General features: G+C 32.4%; 20 protein-coding genes, 1 rRNA gene and 1 pseudogene. All 22 read right to left on the reverse strand.

All coding sequences use genetic code 11. The features are described from left to right. Window positions 1-166 (reverse strand): 16S ribosomal RNA (locus T473_RS0108255); the annotation flags it as partial. A 305-nt stretch (window positions 167-471) separates the two neighbouring features. After that, window positions 472-660 carry a hypothetical protein gene (locus T473_RS0108260; RefSeq protein WP_024621487.1) on the reverse strand — a complete coding sequence of 63 codons (189 nt, stop codon included), beginning with the start codon at window positions 658-660 and terminating at the stop codon, window positions 472-474. 368 nt (window positions 661-1,028) lie between these two features. Continuing rightward, entirely contained in the window at window positions 1,029-2,561 is a 1,533-nt protein-coding gene (gene lysS, locus T473_RS0108265) for a lysine--tRNA ligase (protein WP_024621488.1), read from the reverse strand. A gap of 23 nt (window positions 2,562-2,584) precedes the next feature. Then, a complete protein-coding gene (greA, locus tag T473_RS0108270) occupies window positions 2,585-3,064 on the reverse strand; it encodes a transcription elongation factor GreA (protein WP_024621489.1) in 480 nt (159 codons plus the stop codon). A 103-nt stretch (window positions 3,065-3,167) separates the two neighbouring features. Continuing rightward, window positions 3,168-4,135 (reverse strand): annotated as a pseudogene (gene dusB / locus T473_RS16505) (tRNA dihydrouridine synthase DusB). 37 nt (window positions 4,136-4,172) lie between these two features. Next, window positions 4,173-4,997 (reverse strand): type III pantothenate kinase, encoded by an 825-nt coding sequence (locus T473_RS0108280; protein WP_024621490.1) that lies wholly within the window; start codon window positions 4,995-4,997, stop codon window positions 4,173-4,175. 6 nt (window positions 4,998-5,003) lie between these two features. Then, window positions 5,004-5,597: an ECF transporter S component gene (locus tag T473_RS0108285; protein ID WP_024621491.1), complete on the reverse strand. Its 594-nt coding sequence runs from the start codon at window positions 5,595-5,597 to the stop codon at window positions 5,004-5,006. A 279-nt stretch (window positions 5,598-5,876) separates the two neighbouring features. Then, window positions 5,877-6,836 (reverse strand): P1 family peptidase, encoded by a 960-nt coding sequence (locus T473_RS0108290; protein WP_024621492.1) that lies wholly within the window; start codon window positions 6,834-6,836, stop codon window positions 5,877-5,879. Next, window positions 6,829-7,614, reverse strand: a complete 786-nt coding sequence (locus tag T473_RS0108295; RefSeq protein WP_024621493.1) for a biotin--[acetyl-CoA-carboxylase] ligase — start codon at window positions 7,612-7,614, stop codon at window positions 6,829-6,831. Before T473_RS0108295 ends, T473_RS0108290 begins: the two co-directional genes overlap by 8 nt. Before the next feature lie 140 nt (window positions 7,615-7,754). Then, window positions 7,755-9,803 carry an ATP-dependent zinc metalloprotease FtsH gene (ftsH, locus tag T473_RS0108300; RefSeq protein WP_024621494.1) on the reverse strand — a complete coding sequence of 683 codons (2,049 nt, stop codon included), beginning with the start codon at window positions 9,801-9,803 and terminating at the stop codon, window positions 7,755-7,757. Between the two features lie 31 nt (window positions 9,804-9,834). Then, window positions 9,835-11,226 carry a tRNA lysidine(34) synthetase TilS gene (gene tilS / locus T473_RS0108305; protein WP_024621495.1) on the reverse strand — a complete coding sequence of 464 codons (1,392 nt, stop codon included), beginning with the start codon at window positions 11,224-11,226 and terminating at the stop codon, window positions 9,835-9,837. Window positions 11,227-11,404: 178 nt separating this feature from the next. Further along, window positions 11,405-11,818 (reverse strand): YwiB family protein, encoded by a 414-nt coding sequence (locus T473_RS0108310; RefSeq protein ID WP_024621496.1) that lies wholly within the window; start codon window positions 11,816-11,818, stop codon window positions 11,405-11,407. A 31-nt stretch (window positions 11,819-11,849) separates the two neighbouring features. Then, window positions 11,850-12,659, reverse strand: coding sequence for a glutamate racemase (gene murI, locus T473_RS0108315; protein ID WP_024621497.1), 810 nt, complete (start codon window positions 12,657-12,659; stop codon window positions 11,850-11,852). A 346-nt stretch (window positions 12,660-13,005) separates the two neighbouring features. Beyond that, on the reverse strand, window positions 13,006-13,665 hold the full coding sequence (gene spoIIR, locus T473_RS0108320) for a stage II sporulation protein R (protein ID WP_024621498.1): 660 nt from the start codon (window positions 13,663-13,665) through the stop codon (window positions 13,006-13,008). 208 nt (window positions 13,666-13,873) lie between these two features. Further along, window positions 13,874-15,043, reverse strand: a complete 1,170-nt coding sequence (locus T473_RS0108325) for an amidohydrolase (protein WP_024621499.1) — start codon at window positions 15,041-15,043, stop codon at window positions 13,874-13,876. A 123-nt stretch (window positions 15,044-15,166) separates the two neighbouring features. Next, window positions 15,167-16,336 (reverse strand): amidohydrolase, encoded by a 1,170-nt coding sequence (locus T473_RS0108330; protein WP_024621500.1) that lies wholly within the window; start codon window positions 16,334-16,336, stop codon window positions 15,167-15,169. Between the two features lie 9 nt (window positions 16,337-16,345). Continuing rightward, the gene (locus tag T473_RS16510) at window positions 16,346-17,377 is read right to left on the reverse strand and encodes an MFS transporter (protein WP_077173595.1); all 1,032 of its coding nucleotides are present in this window, start codon (window positions 17,375-17,377) and stop codon (window positions 16,346-16,348) included. After that, a complete protein-coding gene (locus tag T473_RS18070; protein WP_051365893.1) occupies window positions 17,374-17,640 on the reverse strand; it encodes an MFS transporter in 267 nt (88 codons plus the stop codon). The genes T473_RS16510 and T473_RS18070 overlap by 4 nt, the downstream gene beginning before the upstream one ends. A 284-nt stretch (window positions 17,641-17,924) precedes the next feature. Further along, window positions 17,925-19,532, reverse strand: coding sequence for a PucR family transcriptional regulator (locus T473_RS0108340; protein ID WP_024621501.1), 1,608 nt, complete (start codon window positions 19,530-19,532; stop codon window positions 17,925-17,927). Window positions 19,533-19,601: 69 nt separating this feature from the next. Continuing rightward, window positions 19,602-20,294 carry a GntR family transcriptional regulator gene (locus T473_RS0108345; RefSeq protein ID WP_024621502.1) on the reverse strand — a complete coding sequence of 231 codons (693 nt, stop codon included), beginning with the start codon at window positions 20,292-20,294 and terminating at the stop codon, window positions 19,602-19,604. Next, window positions 20,287-21,168 carry a 4-(cytidine 5'-diphospho)-2-C-methyl-D-erythritol kinase gene (gene ispE / locus T473_RS0108350; protein ID WP_024621503.1) on the reverse strand — a complete coding sequence of 294 codons (882 nt, stop codon included), beginning with the start codon at window positions 21,166-21,168 and terminating at the stop codon, window positions 20,287-20,289. The genes T473_RS0108345 and ispE overlap by 8 nt, the downstream gene beginning before the upstream one ends. A 333-nt stretch (window positions 21,169-21,501) precedes the next feature. Further along, the gene (locus tag T473_RS0108355; protein WP_024621504.1) at window positions 21,502-23,052 is read right to left on the reverse strand and encodes a DUF3794 and LysM peptidoglycan-binding domain-containing protein; all 1,551 of its coding nucleotides are present in this window, start codon (window positions 23,050-23,052) and stop codon (window positions 21,502-21,504) included. Window positions 23,053-23,079: the final 27 nt, after the last annotated feature.

Consider the following 23,079-nt stretch of genomic DNA (forward strand, 5'->3'; position numbering starts at 1 on the left):
TCATCACGTATTAGTAAACCTTTCGGTATGTTATCCGTGTGTACAGGGTAGGTTACCCACGCGTTACTCACCCGTCCGCCGCTCTCCCCCGAAGGGTTCGCTCGACTTGCATGTGTTAGGCACGCCGCCAGCGTTCATCCTGAGCCAGGATCAAACTCTCAATAATAATTTGACCTGCTCAGATACTATCGTTATCTTTAATATCTGGCTTTATATGGTTTGTTTCTTGTTTTCTTATAAATTAACCTACTGTTTAATTTTCAATGTTCTTTTATACTCTTTAAGTCTTTCTTTTGTGTTTTGTTTGCGTCTCTTTCGAAGACAAGTATTACTATATCAAAATCTAAAATCTAAGTCAATACTTTTTTAAAAAATAATTAAAAAAGGTTATAATTTCGTTATTGAAACCCCCAAATACACACAATATCAGTATAACCTTTTAATAAATATTTAATATTTTTGAGTATATTTTTATTTTGCTATTTTCTCCATATAGTAATTTGCCGCCGTTTGATCGCTTCTAACGCGAACTTTAGCTTTCTTTTTAACGTTGACACTGCTATTAAATATATTTATTGCATCTTTACAGATAAAAACCAAAACGTCCAGTACCAAAAAACTTATACATAAAAAGCATAATAGATTAACAATTTGAAACATATCCGTTCCTCCACCCAATATATTATTTATTATGTATAAACAATTCTTATAATTATTCCAACTTCCTTTACAAAAATTCCTTCAAATAGCATCACAATAAAATGACATCTTCTAAAATTTTTCAGTATAAAGTCACAACCCCCAAAAACACATATCAATTTATAGGACATGTTGTTTAATTGTAAAGTAAAATATAACATGAATACAGCACTAATATATTGCGAATAAAAAAAGGCGCCTACATATCTGCGTATTATCAAACAGTATAGGAGCCTTTATTAAAAATTATCTACAATCATTGTAAAATATTATAATCATTATATAAACAACAATACTAATGAAAACTCTATTTTATAATGGTTTATTTTTTACTTTTCATCGTCGTTGTCATTGTCATTATTGTCTATTGGTTTCATAGTTGGGAATAACAATACATCTCTTATAGATGGAGAATTAGTAAGTAGCATTACAACTCTATCTATACCTACTCCAAGTCCTCCTGTAGGTGGTAGACCTACTTCAAGAGCGTTTAGGAAATCTTCATCAGTTTCAAATGCCTCATCGTCCCCTAGCTCTCTCTTTCTCTCTTGATCCATAAATCTCTCTCTTTGATCTATTGGGTCATTTAGCTCAGAGAAAGCATTCGCTAGTTCCCATTTGTTAGCGAAAGCTTCAAATCTGTCTGTTCTTCTTGGATCTTCTGCATTTCTCTTAGAAAGCGGAGATACTTCAACTGGATGGTGAGTTATGAATGTAGGTTGGATTAATTTATCTTCACCAAATTCCTCGAAGAAAGCATTTATAATCTCTCCTCTTCTCATACCAGGTGTTATTTCTATACCTTTTTCTTTTGCAACTGATAAAGCTTCTTCGTCAGTATTTATAGTAGAAAAATCTACTCCAGTGTACATTTTAACACAGTCTTCCATTGTCATTCTCTTCCAAGGAGGAGTAAAGTCTATTTCAGTTCCTTGATAGTTTATTACCATACTACCTGTAGTCTCTTTAGCCATATGGGAAATTAAATTCTCTGTTATGTCCATCATATCTGTATAATCACCATATGCTTGGTATAATTCCATAGCAGTATACTCAGGGTTATGCTTTATAGACATCCCTTCATTTCTAAACATCCTACCCATTTCGTAAACTTTATCAAACCCACCAACTATTAATCTCTTTAAATAAAGCTCATTAGCTATTCTTAAGTACATTGGTATATCCAAAGTATTGTGGTGAGTAACGAAAGGCTTAGCATTTGCTCCACCAGCTATAGTGTTTAGGATAGGAGTTTCAACTTCTAAGAACCCTCTCTCGTCTAAGAAACTTCTAAGCGCTTTTAAAGCCTTAGTTCTAGATAAGAATGCTTGCTTAACTTCTGGATTTACTATTAAATCCACATATCTTTGTCTATATCTAAGCTCATGATCCTTTAGTCCATGGTATTTTTCTGGTAGAATTTGCAGTGATTTACTAAGTAATACTACATTTTTTGCTTTTATAGATATTTCACCCTTTTGAGTTCTAAATATATCTCCTTCAATACCAATAATATCTCCAATATCATACTTTTTAAAATAATCGTAGTCTTCTTCGCCTATATTATCTTTTCTGACATAAGATTGAATCCTACCATTTTGGTCTTGTATATCGATAAATCCAGCTTTTCCTTGGATTCTTTTGCTCATAATACGACCTGCTATTTTCGCAGTTTGACCTTCTAACTCGTCAAAGTTGTCTTTTATTTCGTTTGAAAAATGAGTTCTATCATATCTAGTCTCTTTAAATGGATCTCTACCATTGTCTTGTAACTCACTTAATTTATCTCTTCTAACTTGAAGAACTTCACTAAGGTTCTCTTTTACTTCTGATTCTCCATTGTTTTGTCCATTGTTATTCATTTCGTACCTCCAATTTATCTTATTTATCTTTTGATATCTAAAATTTCGAACTTAATAACTCCATCAGGAACTTGAACTTCGACTGTTTCGCCAACACTTCTTCCTAACAAAGCTTGCCCAACTGGAGATTCGTTTGATATTTTTCCATCATAAGGATCTGCCTCAGCTGAACCAACTATAGCGTATTCTATATCTTCATCAAACTCTAAATCTTTTAGCTTGATTATAGAACCTATAGTTACAACGCTAAGATCTATGTTGCTTTCATCTATTATTACAGCTTTTCTAAGCATGTTTTCTAACTTAACTATTCTTTCCTCTAATTGTGCTTGTTCATTTTTAGCTTCATCGTACTCAGCATTCTCAGATAAATCTCCGAATGAAATCGCTACTTTTATTCTTTCAGCAACTTCTTTTCTTTTAGTAACCTTTAAGTACTCTAACTCATCTTCTAGCTTATGATATCCTTCTTCCGTCAATAATGTTTCTTTAACATCTATCATCATTTCCACATCCCTTTCGCATACTTTTAGGAAAATCCTAATTTATTTTAAATAGTTATAATCTTTTATAATTTATTCGCTATATTATAAGTCACTCTTATTTTTATGTCAAGGAATCCTCTAAATAGCGCTGTAGTTTCAATACTACATCATCATAAGATTCTATCTTATTTATTTCGTCTCTGAGTCTCGCTGAATTTTTAAGCCCTTTTAAATACCAAGCGATGTGTTTTCTCATTTCTCTAACAGCTACATACTCACCATCTTCTTCAAGTGCTAAGTTTAGATGTTTAATCGCTGTATTTATTTTTTCTAATGCGCTTGGCTCTGGAATGGCTATACCATTATCTAAATAACTATTAATTTGACTAAAAATCCACGGGTTACCCTGAGAACCCCTACCTATCATTATAGCATCACAACCTGTTTTGTCTAACATTTTTATTGCAGATTTTATATCAAAAACATCCCCATTACCTATCACGGGGACTTTGACTGCTTCTTTGACCTGTTTTATTATATCCCAGTCAGCAGCCCCTGAATAGTACTGTTCCCTCGTTCTACCGTGGACTGCAATTGCAGATATACCTGCATCTTCTGCTATTTTCGCTATTTCAAGTGCATTTATGCTATTGTCGTCCCATCCTTTTCTAATTTTAAGAGTCACTGGTTTAATTGAATTTTTGACTACTGCTTTCAAGACTTCTCCAGCTAGCTTTGGATTTCTCATAAGCGCTGACCCATCTCCATTTTTTATTACTTTAGGAGCTGGACATCCCATATTTATGTCCAAAATTTCATTTGGGTATTCATTTAGTATATCTGCAGCTCTACCCATATAGTTTGGATCTGATCCAAAATTTGCACAGATACTGGATGTTCCTCTTCTCTAATATTCAGCATTTTTTTGGTTTTTTCATCATCATAACACAGAGCTTTAGCGTTTATCATCTCTGTGTACAGTAAATCGCATCCTTTTTCTTTGCATATAAGTCTAAAAGCAAGGTCCGTAACTCCAGCCATAGGAGCTAAAAACACTCTCCCTCCAAGCTCAACATTTCCTATTTTCATATTTATCTCCTTACTACTGTATTCACATTATTGCAATTTAATTATAAATAATCTTAAACAGGGAACTAGATATTATCCAATTCCCTGTTTCTCTATTCTTTATTTTTTCGTAAATTAGTCTTAATCCTTCTAGTGTTAATAACGAATCTACATAATCTATACTATCGGTTTCAGATGCAATTAGATTTGCAAGACCTCCTGTAGCTATTACTTTTATATCCGGATGATTTAACTCTTTTTTCATCATATCGATGATTTTGTCAACTAGTCCAACATAACCGTAAATTATGCCAGATTGCATAGCTGCAACAGTATTTTTACAAATTGTAGCTCCTGATTTAATAAGCTCTACTCTAGGCAACTTTGATGCTCGTTGGAAAAGCGCCTCACTAGATATCTTTATACCTGGTGCAATAGTTCCACCTAAATACTCATTATTTTCTGATATTGCACAAAATGTAGTCGCTGTACCGAAATCAACTAGTATAAAAGGTGATACATACTTTTCTATCCCTGCGACAGCATTTACTATTCTATCTGCACCAACTTGTTTTGGGTTGTCATATTTTATATTTAACCCAGTCTTAACCCCTGGTCCAACTACAAGAGGTTTTTTGTTGCAGTATTTGAAGCAAAAATTTTCTAATGAGTGCATAACATTTGGAACTACAGAAGATATTATTATATCTTCTACTTTCTTTATATCCAAACCATCTCTCTCAAATAAACTACTTATAAGTATTCCGTACTCATCGGATGTCTTTTCTTTATCTGTATTGATTCTCCAATTTTTTATCAACTTTTTACCTTTGAAGACACCTAAACCCATGTTTGTATTTCCAATATCAAATACTAGAAGCATATGTCACTAACCTTCTTTCCTTTTTTTAAATGCAACAGCAATTGAGGAAACAACTAAAGCCGCAACTACAGCTTCTGGTATTCCATTGGTCACAGCAAGTCCAAATAAAACTTTACCTCCAGAACCGCTTAGACCTAATGCATGCATATATTTATCAGCATACAAAAGATATACAAGTCCTAATACTCCACAAGTGTTGATCAAAGATCCAATTAGACCTGTCACGAACCCTGATAAGTATACCTTTTTTGTAGCTTTTAAAATCAACTTGTACACATAATAAGACAGGACTCCCATAAGTACTCTAGGAACTAATGCTACTATCGGATTCATAAATACGAAAGACACTATTGTGGGCGCTGTTATAGCTCTAATCAAACTCGTCACTCCAAAAATAAGTCCTATAGCAGCTCCAACTATTGGACCTTCTACAATAGCTCCTATGATAACTGGTAAATGCATTATTGTGGCATTTACTGGACCTATAGGTATAAATCCTAAGGGCGTCATAGATAACATTATAGATACTGCCGATAATAACCCTATAACCGTCATCTGTCTTAAATTAATCTTGTTCCTTGTTGATACATTTGTATTCATTTTTAAATACACCTCCGTTTCAGCTCTGTAAAGATGCCGAACTATTTTTGAACCTTATTGAATTTATCTTCTAAAACGTTGTCTTTAGTCAAGCTTTTAGAATTCTAAAATGCTAGCTAGACAAAACAATTTTATCAATTCAATATTTCGTTGTCAATAATTTTATAAAAATAGGTTATTTGTTCAAATTGAATCATAATTCTAAATTTATTTTATTTTTAATTAATTTTACCTAATTTATCATTTATTTTTAATTTTAATTTTAGTATTTTTATATGCTTATTTATTCTTTAAATCTCTGTAAGACTCTAGTCCTCCTAAACTTTTTGCATTTTTAACAGCATTTACTATACTTTTTTCCACTACTTCTACTGCTAGAGATCCTACAAGTGTGACATCCGCTTCAATTTTTCCTGTAGACATTGTAAAAATAGTATCTCCATCATGTTGTGTATGAATAGGAAAGATTGCTCTAGCATATCCATCATGAGCCATCTGTGATACCTTTTTACATTCAGCTTTAGTAAATATTGCATTAGTTGCTACAACACCAATTGTAGTGTTATCTATACTAAATCCTCCACTAGAAACACCTTTTTTCATCAATTCATAGCTATTTAATTTTGTTTTCTTGTCATCATCTAAAACTCCAGCTATAATATTTCCGCCTTCATAAATATCACCAAAAGCATTTACTGCAACCATAGCCGAAACAACTAGGCCATTATCCAACTTTATTGAGTGGCTTCCAATTCCGCCCTTCATTGAAAACTCTTGTCCACGTGATTTTCCCACAGTCGCACCACATCCTGCACCGTAGTTACCTTGTTTTAATTCTTTGCTCGTCGCCACTTTACACGCTTTGTACCCCATTTTCTTGTCAGGCCTACATTTAGAATCTCCAACGCTTAAATCGAATAAAACTGCACCAACAACTATAGGCACTTTCGTAATTCCAACATCAAATCCAATGCCATGTTCTTCTAAATAGTTGCTTACTCCACAAGAAGCTTCAAGCCCAAATGATGAACCTCCAGATAAAACTACTGCATGTACCTTCTGTACCATATTGATAGGATCTAATAGATCCGTTTCTCTGGTGCCTGGAGCAGATCCTCTAACATCTACTCCACAAGTAGCTCCTTCTTCACACAGAACGACTGTACAGCCTGTCAAACCTTTTTCATCTTCTACCTGTCCAACTTTTAACCCTTCTACATCGAGAATATTGTTATACATATCCGCCTTCTCCTCTCACAGAAACTTCTCCAGAATTAACTTCAGTAATGCTTCCATCTTCATCTTGAACTAAAAGATTACCATCTTCGTTTATATCAAGGCATATTTTTAACTTTCTTACACCGCTTTCTATTATATAAACATTCTTACCAATTATAGCTGAGAATCGTCTGTTTAAAGCTAAGGTTTCATGTTTATCACAGGCATTGACATAGTTTTTATAAATTTTTTCAAATTCTTCTAATATATTTAAAATAATAATTTCTCTATCTATTTTATATCCCTCTTTTAAAATTGATGTAGCTTTAGCTGATATTTCTTTATCAAAATTTAAAGTATTAACATTTATACCCATTCCAAGTACAATATAGCTTACACTCTCATTTTCTGCAGATAGCTCAGTCAATATACCACATATTTTTTTATTATTTAATGTAATATCATTAGGCCATTTTATAAGAGCTTCTAATCCCAAACTGTTCAACGATTTTGCAACTGCGGCTCCAGCTACTAATGTCAAAAATGGTGCATTTTGTATTTTGATTTCAGGCTTTAATATTATAGTCATCCAGATTCCTTCACCGAAATTTGAAGTCCAATTTTTACCTAATCTACCTTTTCCAGCAGTTTGTTCTTCACTAATAATTAAAGTTCCATGTGTATTTTCTTTTGCAATTTTCTTTGCATACAAATTTGTTGAGTTCACGGTATCCAAGTACAATATGTTTTGTCCAATAAAATCTGTACCTATGTTATTTTTTATCCTTTTAATATCCAACTAAATCCACCACCAATTCTTGTTAAGTCTACTAAAATTCTAATATAAGTTACTCTAAAAAACAAATAAAAAAAGAGTTACATCATAGCGAACTTTAAACCGCCTTTGATATAACTCTTTATAATCTTAATACACTTGACCTAATCGTCTTTATTTGAATCATCATCTTTAACTGATTCATCACTCTTTTTAAATTCGATTACATTTTTTGATTTATTTTCTTCTTTAAGATTTTCTACATCGCTTGTATCTACTGTAGTAGCTTCTTCACCACTGCCTAGAGACAATTCTTTGTTGAAAGCCTTTAAGAATTGATCTGCATCAAGAGTTTCGTAAAGTAGTAAAGCCTTGGCTACATACTCTAGTCTATCCATATTATCTAGTAATATTTTTTTAGTCATTCCATATGCTTCATCTACAATCTCTTTTACTTCTTTGTCTATTTCAAAAGCAACAGACTCAGAGTAGTGTCTAGTACTTGAGAAACTGTTTCCTAAGAATACTTCATCTTGACTGTCAAATGACATAGGTCCAAGCTTAGTGCTCATACCGTATTTAGTAACCATACCTCTTGCAGTTGCAGTTACTCTCTCCAAGTCATTAGAAGCTCCTGTCGAAATATCTTTTAGTATCAACTCTTCAGAAACTCTTCCTCCAAGTAAAACTACTATGTTTTCTTCCATCTCATTCTTAGTTGCGTAGAATTTGTCTTCTACAGGTAATTGCATGGTGAATCCACCAGCCATACCTCTTGGAACTATAGTAACTTGATGAACAGGGCTTACGTTTTCTTGTACATGTGCACATATTGCATGACCTGCTTCATGGTAAGCTGTAAGTCTTCTTTCCTTTTCACTTATTACTCTAGACTTCTTGGCTGTACCTGCAATAACTTTTGTTATAGCCTCTTCTATAGTTTCCATCTTTATTTTCTTTTCTCTTTTTCTAGCAGTTAATATTGCTGCTTCATTCATAAGATTCTCTATATCCGCTGGAGTAAATCCAGGTGTTCTTCTAGCTAGCACATCCATCTTCACAGATTCATCAAGAGGCTTGTTTCTAGAGTGAACCTTGAATATAGCTTCTCTACCTTTTACATCAGGCGTACCAACTACAACCTGTCTATCAAATCTACCAGGTCTAAGTAACGCCGGGTCAAGAATGTCTGGTCTATTTGTAGCAGCCATAATTATTATTCCTTGATTCACACCAAAACCATCCATCTCGACTAACAATTGGTTAAGAGTTTGCTCTCTCTCGTCGTGTCCACCGCCAAGGCCAGCACCTCTTTTTCTACCAACCGCATCTATCTCATCGATAAATATTATAGCCGGTGAACTCTTCTTAGCTTGATCAAATAAATCTCTAACCCTTGAAGCCCCAACTCCAACAAACATTTCAACGAAGTCTGAACCACTTATACTGAAGAATGGTACTCCTGCTTCTCCAGCAACAGCTTTTGATAAGTATGTCTTACCTGTACCTGGAGGTCCAACCATAAGCATTCCCTTTGGAATTCTGGCTCCAAGCTCAATATATTTTTTTGGATTCTTTAAGAAATCGACAACCTCTTGTAAATCCTCTTTTTCTTCTTCTAGTCCAGCTACATCTTTAAATCTGACTCTCGTCTTTTCATCATCTTTATGAACTTTGGCTTTTGATTTACCAAAACTCATAACTTTTCCGCCACCGCCTTGAGACTGGTTCATAAATACAAACCAAAGCACAACCATAAGGAAAAGTATTAACATAGTCGGTAACATTTCAACAAACCATGGTGTTGTCGGACGAGGCTCCCCAGTAAGTTTTAATGTTCCTGCCTCTGCCTGGTCTAATACCTCATCGGCAAGTTTATCACCCATAACTTCTGTTGGAACATATGATTTAAACTTATAACGTTTTTCTTTAACGCCTTTAGCAGTTTTCTCATTTTTTTCATTTACTATCTTTCCTTCTTTATCTGCTTTTATTACTTTATTTTTGTCATCTAGTTTAACTCTTTCACCTTCGACTTGAGTTCCACTAATAAATTTAATTTCTCTTATTTGCCCTTTTGTCAGCTCACTGTAAACTGTAGAAAATTTTAGATTCTCTACATCTTCTTGTGGCTTATTATAAAGCTGTGCAACCCCAATTATAACTACGAAGATAATTATATAGAATCCAAACCCTTTAAGCTTCTTATCCAATATAGAAGTCCTCCTCTCACTGTTGTTTTTTCTATAAATTGTTAAAAGTAATTTTTAAGACTTCTCGTGTATTCTCATCAACTTTATAATCTTCACTGAGCCTATAATCACCTACACACATAACACCATTTTCATCTAGAACTATAGGTATCCTACATCTATCTTCCTTAGGTATTTTTAAATCTATGAACAAATCTTTAATTTTTTTACTACCTACGGCTAGTTTTACTTTATCACCTTGTTTTCTATTCCTAATTACTACCCCTCCCTTTACCTTGTTAAAATCAAATCCTTTAGAATTTTTTCCAAGCCTCATGCTTTTATATCTTTCAATACTGATAATTTCTGTCTGAACAACTTTATTTATCTCTTTTATTTTAATAAAGCCATTGTAAGGAACATTGTAACAAAACTCTACTTCATCAGTTACAAGTTCTTTATCTGTTAGTATTATACTATCTTTTTTCCTATATGCAAACATACCTCTTGGAAGTATTATCATTTTATCTATTTTAGAATTACTCTCTAGAGACATAACATCGTCAATATGTACTTGATCGATAAAGTTAGTATCACCTAGAACTTTTTTTATACCATATCTAATTACTCTAGATTTCATTGCATTTTGGAGTTTTGAATAAATCTGTATATCTATTTCTATGCCGTATTCGCTCTCTCCATGCTCTAAAACATCATTAAATACATTTTGCGCTTCACATTCTATAAAATCGCTGTCGCTTTTTAAGTTTTTACCCATTCTAACTATAGACTCTACTATATTAGAATTGAAGTTTTCCTTCATATAAGGCAATAATTCTAACCTGATTTTATTTCTAGTATATATGCTTTCTAAATTTGTCTGGTCTATGCGCGGATTTAAATTGTGCTCTTCACAGTAATTTTCTATCTCATCTCTGCTTAAATCGAGTATCGGTCTAATTAAACAACCATCTCGCATATACTCTATACCTCTTAAGCCTTGAAGTCCTGTGCCCCTCATCATACGCATTAGAATAGTCTCTGCTTGGTCATTCATGTTGTGACCTAGAGCTATTTTGTCTGCTTGAGTTTTTTCTCTTATTTCGTAGAACATTTCATAGCGTTTTCTTCTAGCTCCATCTTCCAAAGATATTCCATTATCTTCGCAGTATTTTGGTATATCAATTGATTTCACAAAAAAAATAATGCCTAATTCCTCGCATAATTGAGATACAAATAAAGCATCCCTTTGAGCTTCTAAACCCCTTATTTGGTGGTTTAAATGGGCTGCATATATTTCTATATCTAATTCTTCTTTTAATCTATTTAAAACGTGCAATAGACACACTGAATCAGGTCCACCAGAAATGCCTAAAACAATCTTATCACCTTTTTTAATTAAATTGTGATTTTTTATTGTATTCATAACTTTTTCAAATACCATATCAATCCCTCTTATACTTAGTTTTTATTAACTTAAAGTATGTTTTCTATAAAAAACTCTTAAATCCTTGTTTTTTAAGATTTTTAAAGTTTTATATAAATACAATAATACCAAATAAATTAATTAATAGGTAGTTTTTTAACTACCTTTATAAAATTTCTCAAAATAATTAGAGCAATTAAGCTTTAAAAATCTTTATATTTATATCATTTACTCCAGAGAATAAATCTTGTATCTCAATATTATAATTTATATTTACTTGTATACTATTGTCTTCATTAAATGCTATCGACAAGGAATTAGTCTTAACTTCCATGAAAAACACACCTTGTGGAGTTTTGTATTTAGTAGTAGTTAAAACACCTTCATTGAATGTCATAAGCGAATTAACATGTCCAAATTTCTTTATACTTATCTCGCCTTCTTTAATTTTTATTGTGTTAGTGACTTCAAACCCTTCATCTGCTTCTTTATAGATTACATATACCCCGTCTTTTTTATAGTATATCTTGCCTGAAGTCTTTAATCTAATAATATCTACTTCATTATCTCCGATTTCTTGTCTCGTACTAATATCTATATTTACATTCAAAATACTTTCCTCCAAATATTTACATGACAAATTAGTATTTTTGTATTTCTACTTTGTTTACATCTGTTATCTCTTTTTTCAAGAATTCATTTGCTATTGATGAAAACTTCTCTGGTATATCAGATACATAGTATTCATACTTTACATCTTCCCCGTTTCCATGGTTTAAGTCACCTTGATCCTCTAGTACTTTTTTTAAATCCATTGCTGTTTCTTTTGCCGGATTTACTAATTTTATATCCATGCCTAATTCTTCCCCAATAGTTCTTTTAAGTATTGGGTAGTGTGTGCATCCCAACACAAGGCAATCTATATCTTGATCCTTTAATTCTTTTAGGTATCTCTTTGCAGTAAGTTTAGCTACATCTGTATTTGCCCAACCTTCTTCTGCAAGAGGAACAAATAGAGTACATGCTTTGTCTACTATTTTTATATCTTTATTCAACTTTGCTATTTCTTTATTGTATGCCTTTGACCTTATTGTACCTTCAGTCCCGATTATTCCCACTATATTATTTTCAGTAGTATTTGTAGCTGTTCTAGCACCGGCTTCAATTACTCCTAGTATTGGAATATCATAATGCTCTTGAGCTTCTATTAAAGATCTCGCTGTAGCTGTATTACACGCTATTACAATAGCCTTTACATCCTTACTTCTAAGGAAGTTTATAGCTTGAAATGTATATTTCATAACAGTTTCTTTAGATCTCGTTCCATATGGTACTCTTGCCGTATCTCCAAAGTAAACTATATTTTCATTTGGCAATATCTTTGTTATCTCTTTTAAAACCGTCAATCCCCCTAGTCCCGAGTCAAATACTCCTACAGGTCTATCACTCATTCACTACACCCACTTTGCTTTTACATTATGTTTTCCATTTATATTTTTTTAGATATTTATTTTTGTATTTAGTGATATATTATATTGATATTCTAATTTATTATCGTTTCTTATAAAATTATTACCTAAATGATAATTATAGATTATTTTGACAAAAAAATAAAGGAGCTATCCTTAAATAGAAAAAATTTTCTAAAAAAGATAGCACATAATTTACTTCCTTATTTTTATTTATATTTTTTATTATTTATCTAAAGAATAAAGAGTCTATGAATCAATACTTAAAATAGCAAAATAGGTATCTATTCTGTCTACTTGGGTTTTACTTTTATTTCATAAAATAAATTTAAAATGATTTTTCTATTTTTTCCATTATTTCAACAATCTTAAATTTCATCTTAGTTTTACCTACACTATCTCTATCTTTTTGTGTTATAAGCTTATACTCATCATCAGTTAATACACTTCTAAGCTTCTCATCCGTCTCCTTATCTATAACTCCATTTTCCTCATCTACAAAACATAGTGGTGGAAACATCACACACCACCAATTTTTACCCTCACCTTTTCCAATCACAACTTTTAATGCCTTATACTCTCCCGCTGGTAATACCATGTTAGAATACTGTTTTGTAGGGAATTTACTGTATGTAATACCTACCTTCACATTGTAGTCATAGTCATTTTCAACTATAACTTTATTGCTTATATTCGTTAAGTTCTCGTACTCGCTTTTTATTATTTTTTCACTTTCTTCTATGCTTTTAGATTTTTCTAGTTTAGGTTGAAGGTATGATATTATCTCATCTCTAACCTTTAGTTTAAGCGCTTGATCTTCATCAGAATCGCTATTTGCTATTACATGGAATCTGATCAACTTTTCCTTGTAGTTTTTAGATATATTATTTATTTTAAGAGCTTCACCACTTATAGTAACGGTCATTATTGTTATAACTGATACTAATCCAAGTATTAAAACTACTAATCTCATCTTTCTTATCTTCATCAAACTGCCCCCTTTATGATTTTACTATCTTGGAGTATAACCAGAAGCAGCTGAATTATTCATATTTTAATTCGACTTTGTCAGTTAATTTATAATTAAAAGAAATAATACATATAATAAAGAAGAACCTGATTAAGAGTTTAGATGCTTTAAAACTCAAGTAATAGTCAATATTCTTAAAATTGTTGGTATAAAAATTATAATGAACTTATTCTTGGTTTAAGAAATCAACTGCAAATTGCGAATGAAGCGCTGCACCATATTTTAAAAAGACCTCGTCAACTTTGAACTTCTCATGGTGAGGTGGATAAATACATCCCTTCTCAACATTTTTCGAGCCTAGCCAAGCTGTTACTCCCTTTGCATACTCTAAGTAAAAAGACATGTCTTCTGATGCCATCAGCTTATTAAATTCAACCACCCTATCTTCACCGAATAACTCAAAAGAAGATCCTCTTGCAACATCTGCAAGTACTTCATCGTTGTATACACTTAATGCACTTTCTTCTATTTTTACATCTACCTTTAATTCATAAGCATCTGCAATTGCCTTGGCATGTCTTTTTATTGCTTCATGAGCTCTGGTTCTAGCTTCTCTTTCAAATGATCTCATCGATATATCTAGTTCTGTGTACTTAGCTATTATATTTGCTTTTGTGCCTCCATTAAATTTTCCTACCGACACAACTATAGGTTCTTGAGCATTTACATTTTTAGTAATAATTCCTTGAATATCTGTGACAAACATAGCTGCTGGGTGTATTGTATCTTTTGCTAGATGTGGAGTTGATCCATGACCTGATACCCCTTCGAATTTCACGTATATAGTATCACATCCCGCTTGTATATATCCTTTATTTATGGCTAATTTTCCTACTTCTATTTCCGGATAATTGTGTATTCCAAAACATGCGTCTACACCTTTCATCCAACCATCTGCTATTATTCTCTTGGCTCCTTCAAAAGTTTCTTCAGCTTCTTGGAAGAAGAACCTAACTTCTCCTTTTATCTGATCCTTCATCTCTGATAAAAGTTTTACAGCACCCATCAACATTGAAGCATGCGCATCATGACCACAAGCGTGCATTCTTCCATCCACATTTGATTTAAAATCCACATCTGATTCCTCTTGCATTGGGAGTGCGTCTATATCCGCTCTAAGCACTACTGTTTTACCTGGCTTATCGCCCTTTATCCATGCTACAACAGACGTTCTGCCAGCTTTCTTATACTCGACACCTATTTTTTTTAATTCTTCAATTATTCTTACTTGTGTTCTAACCTCTTGACCACTTAATTCAGGATTTTCGTGAAGATCTCTCCTAAATGCTATTATATAATCTTCAATTCCTATTGCCCTACTTAGTATATCCGACATATTAATACTCCTTTCTTAATTGTATTTTCTATTTTCACTTATCTTACTTGAATTTTTATACAATAAAGTACTAACTTCTATATTGAATAAATGTTAGTACTTTATTGTTGCTGTTTGTTAGATTTATTTTTGGTTAAGGAAGTCTAATGCATATTGAACATGTAGTGCTGAGCCGTATTTTAAGAAATCTTCATCAACTTTAAATTTTTCATGATGAGGAGGATAAACACAGTCTTTAGCTTTATTGCCTGAACCGATCCATGCAAATACTCCTTTTGCATGTTCAAAATAGAACGACATATCTTCTGATCCCATAAGTTTTGGCATGTCATCAAGACAGTCATCTCCAAATACTTCATGAGCTGATTTTCTAGCTAGTACAGTTAAACCGTCATCATTGTATACACTTAATGTACTTGGTATTATCTCTATATCAACTTTTATTTCGTATGCCTCTGCTATTGCTTTAGCATGTCTTTGTAAAGCTTTAAGGACTAAATCTCTTACGTCTTTATTGAAATACCTTAATGATATATCGAGTTCTGTATATTTCGCTATTATATTTGCTTTTGTACCTCCTGAAAATTTACCTACTGATATTACTATCGGCTCTTGAGCATTTACATTTTTAGTAACTATACCTTGTATATCTGTAACAAACATTGCTGCTGGATGTATTGTATCTTTTGCTAGATGTGGAGTCGATCCATGTCCTGAAACACCTTCAAATTTAATGTGTATAGTATCACATCCTGCAGATATATACCCAGGATTAATAACTATTTTGCCTATTTCAACATCTGGATAGTTGTGCATTCCAAAGCAACCGTCTACACCTTCCATCCCACCATCTGCTATTATTAATTTTGCTCCTTCAAATGTCTCCTCTGCTTCTTGGAAGAAAAATCTTACTTCACCATTTATTTGATCTTTCATTACCGATAAAAGCTTTACTGCCCCAAGTAGCATAGCTGTATGTGTATCATGACCACAAGCATGCATTAAACCTTGTTTAGTTGACGCATATTCAACACCTGATTCTTCTAATACTGGAAGAGCATCTATATCTCCCCTAAGCATTACAGTTTTACCTGGCTTGTCACCTTTTATCCACGCTATAATTGAAGTTCTTCCTGCTTTTCTATATTCTACCCCAAGTTTTTCTAATTCTTCGATTATTCTTGCTTGTGTTCTAACCTCTTGACCACTTAACTCTGGATTTTCGTGCATTTCCCTTCTAAAAGATACAATATAATCTTCAATCCCTTTTGATTTATCTAGTATATTTGACATAATATCACCTTATCCCTTATATATATTTTTCGCTTTTGTCTCTGTTGCAAATAATGCAAACACAAATGATACTAAAACTGCTATTACCGGAACAATAAATGCCCCTCTATATGAAGCTGCAAGGTCTAAACCTTTAGCTAAATTTGCATCAACAAATTTACCACAAATTACTGGCAGTATTGCTGCAAAGAAGAATCCACAAACATTAACTATCGACATTGACATTCCCGCTAGCTTTGGATCGTTAACTTCTTTACCAAGCGACCAGCAAATAACTCCTATTGATCCTGCTACACCTATCATTATTGAAGCTGCTGTTACTAACCATAATGGTAAGTTTGAACCCATAAACACTAGAATAGCCCAACCGATTATTCCTGTTGCTGAAAGCACCAACATAGGTATCCTTCTATTTTGCATTGTATCTGAGATCTTACCAACTAATAAACATGCTACTCCTGAACCCAATAGAGATAGAGAAACTATATTTGCCGCTGCTGTTTTAGTTATATCAAATGCTTCCATTAAGTATGGAACACCAAACGTACCTGAAAATAATAACGTTGAACCATTTATCGTTCCAAATGCTACTGCTGGGAACCAAACTTTAGGGTTTTTAATTATTTCAAATAATTGTTGCATTATACTTTCCGATTGCTCTGTAGGAGCTGATTGAACTGGATTTACTTCTGGTAGACCTTTTTCACTAGGAGTATTCTTGATGAATACCATCACTAGAAAAGCAAGAGCTACAGATATAACGCCCATCGATAAAAATGAAGCCCTCCAACCTACTAAACCTACTATTATTAAAAGTGGTGTCTGTGCAAGTAATCCACCTAAACTTCCTATAAAACTTGTAACTCCACTCATTGTAGCGAAATCTTTTGATGGGAACCAGTTAGCTTGTATCTTAAGTATTGATAAGAATACAACTGATACCCCTAGCCCAACAAGAAGTCTACTTAGGTACGCAAACATTATAGTACCTGAGAACGAAAATAATATTGAACCAACAGCGGCTACAATACTACCGGCTATAACTGTTTTTTAGGTCCTAAATAATCGACTAAAATCCCTGTAGGCACTTGCATAAATGTATATGCGTAGAAGTACATTGCACCTAAATTTGCTATTTGCGTTGCAGTCATCCCAAACGACTGTTCTAAATCTCCAACTATAACTCCAACTGACATTCTATGGAAGAATACTGTAAGATAAATAACTACTAATATACCCCATACTACCCACCTATACGAACTTGCCTTAGATTCATTTGCTATAATACCGTTTTCTTTCAACATTTTTTTCGCCCCTTTCGAATATTTATTTTGCAATTTATAATTTAATTTATAAATAGTTTAATTTATTCTGAAAAATCTTTCATCGTTCTTTGATAACAAATAAAACCTGTTTTTTTGTATCTATAGGACATATGAATTTTAATATTGCCGAGCATAACCGAACATTAACAAACTTATCAGAAAAAATAGATCGTACAGTTGCTTTTAGAAATAAATATTGAAAACAAAAAAAGCCAGGTTAATTTCCCAGCTTTAAATAAACTATTGAATTTTTTAAAATCAAGCTAATCAAACAACTGATATATTCTAACTGCCAATAACAGGTTCATTTTAGATTCTGAATTATTTAAATCATCTTCCATCAATTCACAAATTTTCTTATATCTATACTTCATTGTATTGTAATGTACAAACATATCTTTAGCTGAATTTTTTAAATTCCAATCATTATCTATAATACACAAGAGAGTCTTTAAAAGCTCTGAATTATAATTTTTATCGTGTTCTAAGATAGCAGATAATTTTTCTTTATAAAATTCTTTCGTCTCTTCATTTTTATAAATTGTATATAAAAGTCTGTACACCCCTAGCTTATCGTATAAAATAGTAGCATCATGGCCTTTGTGAATTATCCTACCTATCTTTATCGACAAACTAGCTTCTTTATAGCTTTTATGCGTTTCCATTACATCGGCCTTTGTGCTTCCAAACCCTACTGTTGCAGTGAACTTATGTTTGCTGGCAATAGCTACTCTTAAATCATCACCCAACTTTTTTAAATACTTATCTAAATCATTTTCTTTCTTTTCGCCTAACTGTATCACAAATACAATGCTATCACTGAATTTAACATATGCTGTGTCATTGTACATTATTTTCATAAAGTCGATACAAGTCTGCAGTATTTTTTTACTTTCATTCTCAATTCTATCGATATATGATCTATTTTCGAGCTTTATATACTCATCTTTAAAATCATCTATATCCACGACCATTGTACATATATCCCCTGAAAAATTCCATCCGTATATTGATGCCCTACTTTTAATCTCGTCTTTAAACTTGATATTATTCATAATAAGATCTTGTACGAATTCATTTTTGTGTCTCTCTTTTATCTGCATACTTGATATCTTTTTTTGGATATCTAGTATTATCGCTGTATTGACATGTGTCAACGCATTGTTTGCATCACTATTTATGATAAACCCATTATCATTTAAAAATATGATGTACCCATACGTCTCATTATTCACACCAATTCTATAATGATCGTATTTCTCAAGTATTGATTTTATATTAAATTTTTTTATACTTTCGTACAAATGATTCTTGTTATTAGAAAAATACATCTTTTGGAAATGTAAATCGTAGTAGAGTACATCTTCCTTCAGCAAACCAGCCAATACATCTATTATCACTTGCATTCCTTCATTGTTTATAACTATATTAGAAAACTTATTGTTTATTTCTTCTGATATCTTAAGTGATTCTGATTGGTGGTCTATTATTTGTATAAGGACAGGGTTTATTACATCTATAAATGCAAACCTTATGGGCACATTAATTATTGGAAAGTTTAATTCGTTTGCGACTTGCTTAACTTCGTCTGGTAAAACTTTTATAAATCTAGATAGTTTCAAAAACATCGATGACATCCCGTTATTGTGTAATTTTCTAATTGTATTTGCAAACAGATCTGGATTTACTTTAAATATATATCCACTACACAATACTATTTCATTGCCTGTTGTCCATGGAAACGGATCAGGTGCATCCATAACTGTTATAGATTTTACAATTCTGTCCAATCCCTTTTCTCCAGCAATAACCTCCATACCTTCAAACTGTGGGTTATTTAAAATATCTCTTACAGTCGTTTTCTCTCCCAAAATACTCCTCCTTAATATAAGTTTATACAATTCTAGTATTTGAATAAAAGAAAAAGAAGGTTTCCCTTCTTATAATTCTACGCTTTTGAGTGTTGCATTATTAATTATATACTCTTCGCTATTTTTAATATGATTTAACGCATATTTTTCAGCTTCTGTGACATCGCCTTCTATTATCGCTTTTATCAATTTTTCATGTTCGTCAGCTATTCTAAGCGACATATCATAGTCACTCATATAGGACAATCTAAATTTATATTCTTTTTCCCAAATAATCTTAGTCGTCTTAGTTAGAGATTTATTGTTTGCTATATTAAATATGAAGTGGTGAAGCTCTATGTCAATTTCCGAGATTGTCACCATATCATTCTTGTTTCCTTTTTCACTGAGTTTTTTAAATTTTTTTAAAATCTGTTTTAAATTTTCAATATCTTTTTCATTTCTCTTTTTAGCTGCCAATTTTGCCGCTAAACTCTCTAAAGTTGCCCTCACTTCTAGCACATCTAGAATCTCTTTTAAAGACATATTGGTTACATACGCACCTTTTCTAGGCAACATCACTACTAAGTCCTCAAGTTCCAGTTTTCTTATAGCCTCTCTTACAGGCGTCCTGCTCACTCCTAAACCTTCTGCCAATTGTATTTCCATTAGTCTTTGACCCGGTTTTAATCTCCCTGTTAAAATTGATTCTCTTAAATTTTCAAATACTACATCTCTCAATGGTCTATAGTTGTTCAAATCTAGCTTAAGCAAGTTATACATTGATTTCAACCCCTTTATCACTATTATTAGTAAAATATACTTGTTCATACCTTTTCAATAGTTCCAGTTTACAGTTCAATGCATCCTCTTCATTTTTAAATATCCCAAAAACTGTAGGACCACTACCACTCATCAAAGTTCCTAAAGCATTGGCATCCATAATAATACGCTCAATTTTTTTTATTTGTCTATGCTTCTTTGATGTTACACTTTCTAATACATTTACCATGTTTTTAGATACGGATTCTAGATCTTCTTCTTCAAGTTTATTTAGCAAAAACTTTGTATTAGGTCTTGACTTTATAACTTCCATATTTAAATCTTGGTATACATCTTTTGTAGATACAAATATATTCGGTTTGCAGACCACGATGTTTGTCCCATTTGGAAGACCCTTTATATCAGTCAACTCTTCTCCTATATTTTGAGCAAGAGCCGGTCTTCCAGATATACAAAACGGTACATCAGCACCCAATTTAACCCCTATATTTTTAAGTTCAGTTTCTGTTAGGTTTAGATTCCATAAATTGTTGAGTCCTACTAACACTGCTGCTGCATTAGAACTTCCTCCAGCCAGACCTGCCGCTATAGGAATATTTTTTTCTATATATATTTCTAAACCTTTAGAAATACCAAACTCATTTTTAAACAATTCTGCAGCTTTATAAGCTATATTACGTCTATCTAAAGGCATATTTGAGCTATTGCTTTTGATTTTTATGCTATTATTATCTATTTCTTTTATTTTGATAATATCGTACAAATCTATCGACTGCATGATCATCTCTACTAAAGAGTATCCATCTTCTCTTTTTCCTACAACATCTATAGATAAATTTATCTTAGCCCTACTCTTTAATTGTATAAACCCCATAACTGCCTCCTGTATCATGAATACAAATTCAATTTGTTATATATTAATTATACTATAAAATATCCGTATTCTTCATTACCTTTTAAAGATTTTCAAAAAAACCGCTTTTTATGCAGAATTTTGTAATTTTTACATTTAGGTATAATTAAAATTGAAATAAAAATAAAGGGTAGAAAATATGAAGTACACTTCATATTTTCTACCCTTTTAATAAATCATAAATTTTATAGTTTTAGCTTTTCGCTCGATTGAGAGCAGTTCATTATTCTGAGACAATCCCCTAGTAAAACTATTCTTCTTATAGTTTACTACAGATTATACTATATATATCATCTACCCTAGCATAGCAACTTTCTTTTCAAGTATCAGGCATTTACCCTCTTGAATTGGCTCTTCTAGGCTAATCTCATTTAAATCTGCTATTTCGCTTTCAGTCGTGTTGTACTTTTTAGCTATGTTCCAGAAAGTATCTCCTTTTTTACACATATACACGATTATACTTGGAGCATTTGACAAGTCGTATGGACCTTGATCTTCCCCTTTTACTATAAAGCTCTCTGTATTTTTATCTAAGGCTTCTGTAACCCTTTTAAGTCTTATTGTTAAGTCTATTTGGTCTCTATTTAAATCGGCATCTATCTTATCGATTGTCGCAGTATTAAACACACTAGATACATCTGTCATATTTTCTATTGCCATGTCGTGTTCAAAAGGAATTTCTTCGCTTATTTTGTATACCATTTTTAATCCTTCAACTGGTATATACAGAATGTCGAGTTTTATTATTCCTTGTATAAAGCTTTTATTTTCTTCTACAAATGAATTTTCTATAGATGTTGTACAGCACACACTAACTAGATCTTTTATCTGTATGTCGTCGTTATCATTTCTAAGCGTCTCTCTAACTGTAAATGTATCTTCAAAGTTGCTTAAGACTTTGTTTAATTTAATTGGTCTCTGATCAAACTTAATCATTGTATGTGGAGAATACGCATCTTGTAATACCTCTCTTGTTACTTCATCGGTTACTTTTACTTTGCAAAGGGCAGTACAGTCTATTTCAAGCACTCCATTAGTACTGTCTGAACTCTGTCTAAAGTTGTGACTAAAGTCGGACATTGTAAGTAAAACTTCCTCTTTCATTCCATCGCTAACTCCAGCCATCTCTACAAATTGAGTAAAATCTATGCCTATTCTATCAAGTTCAACTAACTCGCCTTCATAAGTGCTTGCTAGAGGGTTTATTTCTAATACTCCACCTACAATGACTTTGTTGTCTGTTACTCTGCTTTCTTTTACTCTAATACAAGGGTTTAAGCTTATAATTGATTGTATTTCATCAGTATTTATATTTATAGTATCCCTTATCGAACTTTCAGACTGTTCAAGACCCACAATATCTTGGAATTTTATTTCTTTTCTGTGCTTTTGTATGCCTTCTACTTGAGCGACATCTTTTACTATGTCTAGTGCCTGCTTTTCAAATAAGCTACCTCTAACATTCATAAGAGCTCCTATTTTAAGCTTTCTTTCATTCATAATAGTACAATCCATATGCTCGACCTCTGGGAAAATCATGTGATCCATATTGTGAAGCACATTGTCCTTTTCTACGACTTCATTTATATCTATCTTTCCATCTACATTTGATACAGTCTTTTTATCATCAGCTATGTAAATAACATTGTAGTTAAAGCTTCCTCTAAAAAGTACCTTTCCATCAGTTGCCTCTACCTTTCTAAACGATATGTACCCTTCTGTTTTGACAATTTCATAAACATCCATTTTTTTATCTGGCACAACTGTTTCCGCTTCAATAAAAGTTTGGAATTTCCCAAAGTCTATTCTATTATCAAGTTTGATTACATCTTTAATAAGTTCCATAGTTTACCCCCCTAATACAAAAATAAA

It is taken from the genome of Clostridioides mangenotii TR, from assembly GCF_000498755.1.
In the GTDB taxonomy this organism is placed as follows: Bacteria; Bacillota; Clostridia; order Peptostreptococcales; family Peptostreptococcaceae; genus Metaclostridioides; species Metaclostridioides mangenotii_A.